This window comes from Cohnella caldifontis (genome assembly GCF_029360585.1).
Lineage (GTDB): Bacteria > Bacillota > Bacilli > Paenibacillales > Paenibacillaceae > Cohnella > Cohnella caldifontis.
Window position 1 is genome coordinate 549,527 of record NZ_JAQZSJ010000003.1, and the last position, 7,561, is coordinate 557,087.

General features: G+C 59.7%; 6 protein-coding genes. 5 read left to right on the plus strand and 1 reads right to left on the minus strand.

What is annotated here, in order from left to right; translation table 11 throughout:
* Positions 1–63: 63 nt before the first annotated feature.
* The 5 genes from galU to ligA all read left to right on the plus strand — a co-directional run bounded on the left by galU (position 64) and on the right by ligA (position 6,564).
* Positions 64–966 (plus strand): UTP--glucose-1-phosphate uridylyltransferase GalU, encoded by a 903-nt coding sequence (gene galU, locus PTZ19_RS08275; protein WP_276353671.1) that lies wholly within the window; start codon positions 64–66, stop codon positions 964–966.
* A 111-nt stretch (positions 967–1,077) separates the two neighbouring features.
* A complete protein-coding gene (locus PTZ19_RS08280) occupies positions 1,078–1,272 on the plus strand; it encodes a hypothetical protein (RefSeq protein ID WP_276353672.1) in 195 nt (64 codons plus the stop codon).
* Positions 1,273–1,440: 168 nt separating this feature from the next.
* Positions 1,441–2,136 carry a heptaprenylglyceryl phosphate synthase gene (pcrB, locus tag PTZ19_RS08285; protein ID WP_276353673.1) on the plus strand — a complete coding sequence of 232 codons (696 nt, stop codon included), beginning with the start codon at positions 1,441–1,443 and terminating at the stop codon, positions 2,134–2,136.
* 17 nt (positions 2,137–2,153) lie between these two features.
* Positions 2,154–4,511 (plus strand): DNA helicase PcrA, encoded by a 2,358-nt coding sequence (gene pcrA / locus PTZ19_RS08290; protein ID WP_276353674.1) that lies wholly within the window; start codon positions 2,154–2,156, stop codon positions 4,509–4,511.
* Positions 4,512–4,542: 31 nt separating this feature from the next.
* Positions 4,543–6,564, plus strand: coding sequence for an NAD-dependent DNA ligase LigA (ligA, locus tag PTZ19_RS08295; RefSeq protein WP_276353675.1), 2,022 nt, complete (start codon positions 4,543–4,545; stop codon positions 6,562–6,564).
* A gap of 141 nt (positions 6,565–6,705) precedes the next feature.
* Here ligA and PTZ19_RS08300 read toward each other — a convergent pair whose 3' ends face one another.
* A complete protein-coding gene (locus PTZ19_RS08300) occupies positions 6,706–7,110 on the minus strand; it encodes a DUF4395 domain-containing protein (RefSeq protein ID WP_276353677.1) in 405 nt (134 codons plus the stop codon).
* Between the last annotated feature and the right edge of the window lie 451 nt (positions 7,111–7,561).

A 7,561-nucleotide genomic window follows, 5' to 3' on the forward strand; every position in this document is an offset into this window, starting at 1 on the left:
GGAGGGAAAGCGACGAGCCATGGCGGTCGGTAGACCTGCCGATACGAGGAGGACTTCCGTCCGATGAAACAGATACGCAAAGCCATCATTCCCGCGGCTGGGCTCGGGACCCGGTTTTTGCCCGCCACGAAAGCGATGCCCAAAGAAATGCTGCCGATCATCGACAAGCCCGGCATCCAGTACATCGTGGAGGAAGCGGTGGCTTCCGGGATCGAGGATATCCTGATCGTAACGGGCAAAGGCAAACGGGCGATCGAGGACCATTTCGACAGCTATTATGAATTGGAACAAATTTTGGGGAGGAACGGCAAGCTGGATCTCCTCTCCGAGGTGCGCAAGGCGTCGGAGCTTACGGATATCCACTATATCCGGCAGAAGGAGCCCAAAGGGCTCGGCCACGCGATTTGGTGCGCCCGCAAGTTCATCGGCAACGAGCCGTTCGCCGTCCTGCTGGGGGACGATATCGTCCAGGGCGAGGTGCCTTGCCTCAAGCAGATGATGGACGTGTTCGAAAGCGTGCAGAGCACCGTGCTGGCGGTCAAGCAAGTGCCGGACGACGAAGTGTCCCGTTACGGGATCGTGGATCCGGAAACCGGCAGTTCCGTAGATGGCGGAGTGCTGAAGGTGCGCGGCTTGGTGGAGAAACCGGCGCGCGGCGCGGCTCCTTCCAACACGGCGATCATGGGCCGGTACATCCTGACCCCGGCGATCTTCGATTTGCTGGAAACGCAGGATACCGGAGCGGGCGGGGAAATCCAGCTGACGGACGCCCTTTCGCGCTTGCTGCGGCAAGAGCCGGTGTACGCGTACCATTTCGAAGGCAATCGGTATGACACCGGGGAGAAGCTGGGCTATTTGAAAACGATCATCGATTTCGCGCTCGAGCGCCCGGATCTGAAGGACGCGGTTCGCAGCTACCTGGAGGCGAAGCTGCGCGAAACCCAGGCGGTCGCGGACCGCTCGTAATGTAACGAGGTTGATGCGCGACTTACGGAATCATGCGCGTGAAGCACTCGCCGCTTGTCCCTCTCATGGAGGGCGGGCGGCGTTTTATTTTTAGCCGGGAGGTCGGGGAAGATGTCGGCGTTCGAACAGGAATTCGCGAGGTTTTTGGCTCAGCAGCAAGCCGAGGCAAGCGGGCAGCGTCTGGAAATGCTGAAGCGGGATCTCACGGGAACGAAGAAGCTATTGGAGGTCACGGTTTGGCCGGTGATGAGGTCGTTCGAGGGGCTGATCTTAGAACATGAAATGGTCAGTACGTCCGGCAGCTGATCGGGTGCGGCAGGACTTGTAAAGGGAGAAACTCCCTCTAGAGCCCCGGGTTATTCAAGTCCGCAAACGCCCGACAACACTCCGCCGTTCTCTTGGAAGAACCGCCGAATTCCTGTAGACTAGGGGTAAACGCCAATCGGACACACAGTCATGCCCTACGGAGGTTTCATGATTCCCTCTTTTTACAGCGGATGGAGACATGCGTTCAAGCTCGACCCCGACCGGGAGATCGGCGACGAGGCGCTGGAGGCCGTATGCCTCTCGGGCACGGACGCGATCCTGGTCGGCGGTTCGAGCGGTCTCACCTACGACAATACGGTAGAACTGCTTTCGCGGATCCGCCGGTACGAGCTGCCGTGCGCCTTGGAATTGTCCGACGTATCCGTCGGCGTGCCCGGCTTCGACGGCTACTTCGTCCCGATGGTGCTCAACAGCCGCCGCCGGGAATGGATCGTCGGACGCCACGTCGACGCGCTCCGGGAGTATGGCCATCTCCTGCCCTGGGAATCCGCGGTCGGGGAAGCGTACCTCGTGCTGAACCCCGACTCGACCGTGGCCCGGCTCACCGAGGCGGACACCGAGCTTACCGCAGCCGAAATTCTCGCATATAGCCAGGCGGCGGACAAATTGTGGAACGTGCCGGTCCTCTACGTGGAATACAGCGGCACGTTCGGCGACATGCCGCTGGTCCGCCGAATCCGCGATAGCCTTCGGCAAGCGCACCTGTTTTACGGCGGCGGAATCGACGGCCCGGACAAGGCGCGTCAGGCAGCCGGGGCTGCCCATACGGTCGTGGTCGGCAACGCGGTCTATTCCGATCTGCCGGCGGCGCTCGCCACGGTTAACGCCGTAAAGAATATCTAGCGTAAAGGAGCAAGGCCATGTTTTTCGAACAAGTCCCTTCGCAAGACGGCATTGATATAGACGCAGCGGTCAGCAAGCTCAATCCGAAGCAGCGGGAAGCCGCCGTGACGACGGAAGGCCCGCTGCTGATCATGGCGGGTGCGGGCAGCGGCAAGACGCGGGTGCTCACGCATCGGATCGCCTACCTGATCGGCAAGCGTATCGCGGCTCCCTGGAGCATCCTCGCCATTACCTTCACGAACAAAGCCGCCCGCGAAATGCAGGAACGCGTTTCTAAGCTTGTAGGACAGTCCGGCAAGGATATCTGGGTCAGCACGTTCCACTCCATGTGCGTCCGCATCCTGCGCAAGGACATCGAGCGAATCGGATACGGCTCCAATTTCTCGATCCTCGACTCGACGGATCAGTTGTCCGTAATCCGCAACGTGATGAAGGAGCAGAATCTCGACACGAAGAAATTCGACCCTAAGGCGGTTCTGGCTTCGATCAGCGGCGCGAAGAACGAACTCCTCACCCCCGACAAGTACGAGCAGCGGCAAGGGGACTATTTTCAGACGATCGTATCCCAAGTCTACAAGCAGTATCAGAGAAGGCTGAAAAGCAACAACTCCCTGGACTTCGACGACCTGATCATGCTCTCGATCCAGCTGTTCCGGGACGTTCCCGACGTGCTGGCCTTCTACCAGAACAAATTCCGCTATATCCACGTAGACGAGTATCAAGACACGAACCGCGCGCAGTACATGCTCTGCCGCATGCTGGCGGACAAGCACCACAACATCTGCGTCGTCGGCGACAGCGACCAGTCGATTTACCGCTGGCGGGGCGCGGACATTACGAACATCCTCAATTTCGAATCCGACTATCCCGAGGCCCGCACCATCCTGCTGGAGCAGAACTACCGTTCCACTTCCAACATCCTGGAGGCGGCGAATTCCGTCATCAAGAACAATCTCGGACGCAAAGCCAAAAATTTGTGGACGGATAAAGACGGCGGCGACAAAATCGTCGTCTATCAAGGAGACTCGGAACACGAGGAAGGGTATTTCGTGGCCGGGGAAATCCGCAAAAACCGGCAGAACGGGCGGCGCTACGGCGACCACGCGATTTTGTACCGGACGAACGCCCAGTCCCGCGTGATCGAGGAAATTTTGATCAAATCGGAAATTCCTTATCAGATCGTCGGCGGCATCAAGTTCTACGACCGGAAGGAAATCAAGGACATCCTCGCGTATTTGCGGCTCATCGCCAACCCGGACGACGACATCAGCCTGCTGCGGATCGTCAACGAACCCAAGCGCGGCATCGGCGACACGACGATGGACAAGCTGCAGGCGGAAGCGCAGCGGTACGGGATTTCGACTTTCCGTCTGCTGAACGAGAGTTTGCACGAAGTGGATATTACGTCCAGGGCGCGAACGGCTTTATATGAATTCCGGGACCTCATGAATAATCTTAGCGCCATGGTCGAGTATTTGTCGGTCACCGAACTCACGGAAAAAATGCTGGAGATGACGGGGTACCGGATGGAGCTGCAACGGGAGAATACGATCGAATCGAAATCCCGGCTGGAAAACATCGACGAATTCCTGTCCGTTACCCAGGAATTCGAGAAACGGAACGACGACAAGTCGCTGGTCGCGTTCCTCACCGACCTCGCGCTCATCGCGGACATCGACTCCATGAACGATACGGAAGAGGAGAACGCCAGCGACGCCGTCGTGCTGATGACGATGCACAGCGCCAAAGGCTTGGAATTTCCCGTCGTCTTTATCGTCGGCATGGAGGAAGGCGTGTTTCCGGGCAGCCGGGCGTTCCTGGACAACGACGAGATGGAAGAGGAACGGCGCCTGGCGTACGTGGGCATCACCCGGGCGGAGGAGAAGCTGTACTTGACTTGCGCCCGGATGCGGCTGCTGTACGGGCGGACGAACAGCAACGCCCCGTCCCGCTTTCTGGAGGAAATCCCGGATCAGTTGAAGGAGCCGGCGATGCCGGCCGGAGGGCGTCTCGGGTCGTATGGCGGCTATGCCAACCGGCTCGGCGGCAGCGGCGGCGGCTTTGAGGCTCGCCCGGGCGCCGGAGGATTCGGGACCCGTCCGGCGGCGGCCTCCGGAGGATTCGGGTCGACGGGCGCTTACGGGGTCTCGCCCGCGGCGCGTCCGGCAGCCCCGCAGCAATCGGCGAAACCGGGAGGGGGCGCGGACGGTCAAAGCCTAGCGGCCGGCGACAAGGTGCAGCACGCCAAATGGGGCGTCGGCACGGTCGTCGCGGTGAAAGGAACGGGCAACGACACGGAGCTTCAGATCGCTTTCCCCGCTCCGGTGGGCGTCAAGCGGCTGCTGGCGGCGTTTGCTCCCGTAACGAAGTTGTAAACCCATTCGAGGAAGGAAGGCCGGGATATCCATGACGGAACCGATGGACCGCATGCGTGGACTGGTGGCCCAGCTGAACGACTACGGCCGCCAATACTACACCGAGGACAACCCGACGATCAGCGACAAAGAGTATGACGCGCTTTACGACGAGTTGGTGCGGCTCGAGCGGGAGACCGGCACCGTGCTGCCGGATTCCCCGACGCGCCGGGTAGGCGGCGAAATTCTCAAGAACTTCCAGCCCCACCGCCACTTGTCCAGGCTTTGGAGCCTCGACAAGGCGCAGAACATGGAGGACTTGACGGCTTGGGCCGCGCGCGCCGCCCGGCTGATCGCCGATTACAACGCGAAGCACCCGGAAGATCCGCTCCCGGATCCGGAATTCGTGCTGGAGCTCAAGTTCGACGGGCTGACGCTCAACTTGACCTACGAGAACGGGCAATTGGTACAAGCCGCGACCCGCGGCACCGGGGAAGTCGGGGAAGGCATTCTCGCGCAGGTGAAGACGATCCGTTCGGTCCCTTTGACGATCGGTTTTACGGGCGGCACCATCGAAGTACAGGGCGAAGGCATCATGCGCCTCTCGGTGCTGGAGGCGTATAACCGCACCGCCGCGGAGCCGCTCAAGAACGCGCGGAACGCGGCCGCGGGGGCGCTGCGCAACCTGGACCCGAAAGTGACGGCATCCCGCAAGCTGGACGCCTTTTTCTACAACGTGGGGTATGCGGACGGGGTTTCGTTCAAGAGCCATGGCGAAATGCTGGAGTTTCTCCGGGCGAACGGTTTTCCGGTCAACCCGTACGCCAAGTACTTTTCCTCGATTCAGGATTTGGAGGCCGAACTGGAGCGGATCGCTTCCGATCGGAACAATCTCGATTACCTCATCGACGGAGCGGTCATTAAAATCACCGACATGCGCACGCGCGAAGCGCTGGGCTATACGGACAAGTTCCCCCGCTGGGCGGTGGCCTACAAGTTCGAGGCCGAGGAAACGACCACCGTGCTCGAATCCGTCTCTTGGGAGGTCGGCCGCACCGGCAAAATCACGCCCTTGGCACGCGTGGAGCCTGTGGAGCTGGCGGGCGTCACCGTCCAGAACTGCACGCTCAACAACATCGGGGATATCGAACGCAAAAATTTGAAGCACGCGCTCGGCACCCGGATTTTCATCCGGCGGTCCAACGACGTCATACCGGAAATTCTCGGCAAAGCGGACGAAGCGGAGGGCGGCGCGATCGAGGTACCCTCCGTCTGTCCGGGCTGCGGTTCGCCGCTGGAGATGCGCGGCGCCCATCTGTTCTGCCCGAACAAGCTGGGCTGCAAACCGCAAATCGTCGGCCGCATCACCCACTTCGCTTCGCGGGATTGCATGGACATCGAGACGTTCAGCGGCAAGACGGCAGAGCAGCTGTATGACGAACTGGGCGTCCGGGACCCGGCGGATCTCTATTCGCTGACCTTGGAGCAACTGAAGGGGCTGACCCGGTTCGGCGAGAAGAAGGCCGCGAACTTGATCGAGGCGATCGGGAAATCGAAATCGCGGGAATTGGCGGCGTTCCTGAATGCGCTCGGCATTCCGAACACCGGCAAAGCTACGGCCAAAATGCTGGCGGATCACTATGGGGATTTGGATCGGCTGATGGAGGCGGAGGCCGACGAGCTCATCGCGCTGCCGGACGTGGGCGGCATCGTGGCGGAGAGCATCGCGGGCTTTTTCCGCGATCCGCTGATGCGGGAAAGCATCGCCCGCATGCGCGCCGCAGGGGTGAAGGCGGAAGCGGGACGCCCGGCGGCGGCCGAGGCGGATGCGAGCCATCCGCTGTACGGCAAGACCGTCGTGCTTACCGGAACGCTCAGCAAGATGGGCCGGGACGAAGCGTCCAAGCGGTTGGAGGCGCTCGGAGCGAAGGTGTCGGGCAGCGTGTCCAAGAAGACGGACCTGGTCATCGCCGGAGAGAGCGCCGGCAGCAAGCTGGCCAAAGCGCGCGAGCTCGGCATCCCCGTCCTGGAGGACGAAGAAGAGTTGCTCAAGCTGCTTGGAGTCTCGGAATAGGCATTCCCCGATGAATAAGAAAACCGTCAGCGGCGTCTGACGGTTTTCTTTATTTTACAGCCGCTGCGTGTAGCAGCGTTCCGTATTTTATCCCCGGCGCTCTGCGGGCTGAAGCAGGTTTTTCGGCTCGGCTTAACGCGGTTATCGCGAGAAACGATGGCGAAATTGTTTGTATTGAAAATATACGGTGCAGCCGATGCAATATCCGAGCAGGGCGGCGCCCGCGGCGGCCAGCAGCATGGCGGCGAATACAATCCCCGCAACGGGCCAGCCTAAAGAAAAGGATAAGACGGAAAGCGTCAGAAAAATAACGGCCAGGGCATTGTTGAAACGGGTCAATTCGGCAGCCTGCGTCTCTTTGCCTTCGGGATGCAGGAACGGTTTCGCGACGCGGACGAATAAGTTGTAACGTCCCCCGCTTAGCAATCCGGCCAGTTCGATCAGCCACAAGGCGAGCAAAATCCATGGAGTGAAAACGAAGGAAAGGATCACGAGGACCACGATGCCGACCTGGTTCGCTTTCACGTAAGACATGGGAATTTCCACAGTGGACACCTCCAAGTTCGATCGATGCTTAATTCCAACTTAATCGATTGGAATTAAAATATCAATACCGATCGTTAGGCGGCTGCAAAATTCTGGAGTATTGCGCTGCCGAACGGAGATGTGGTACATTTGTCTTCCGCCAGTGAGGCGGCTGGCATTCCGGACGGGAAGCGAAGAGGTTGGAAAGAACTTCTAGTTGACTTCACGGCGGATGCCTGGTAAAGTTAATAGCTGTCGCCGCTGAGTTGCGGTTGACTCGCAAGGCCGAATGGCCGAGCAAAGATTGCTCCTTGAAAACTGAACATCGAGCGTAAACGGACCCTGTCGTTTCATTGAGACGACGGACAACGATTTAACTTTTTGAGCCAATTGGCTCTTCGAAAGATTATGCTTCCGATGTGCGTTCCTTTGGAACGCTGGAGGTTTTACCTTTTTGGAGAGTTTGATCCTG

Excerpts from the sequence above, each read along its gene's own strand:
- galU (WP_276353671.1), top strand. The coding sequence starts at position 64 with ATGAAACAGATACGCAAAGCCATCATTCCCGCGGCTGGGCTCGGGACC.
- PTZ19_RS08280 (WP_276353672.1), top strand. The coding sequence starts at position 1,078 with ATGTCGGCGTTCGAACAGGAATTCGCGAGGTTTTTGGCTCAGCAGCAA.
- pcrB (WP_276353673.1), top strand. The coding sequence starts at position 1,441 with ATGATTCCCTCTTTTTACAGCGGATGGAGACATGCGTTCAAGCTCGAC.
- pcrA (WP_276353674.1), top strand. The coding sequence starts at position 2,154 with ATGTTTTTCGAACAAGTCCCTTCGCAAGACGGCATTGATATAGACGCA.
- ligA (WP_276353675.1), top strand. The coding sequence starts at position 4,543 with ATGACGGAACCGATGGACCGCATGCGTGGACTGGTGGCCCAGCTGAAC.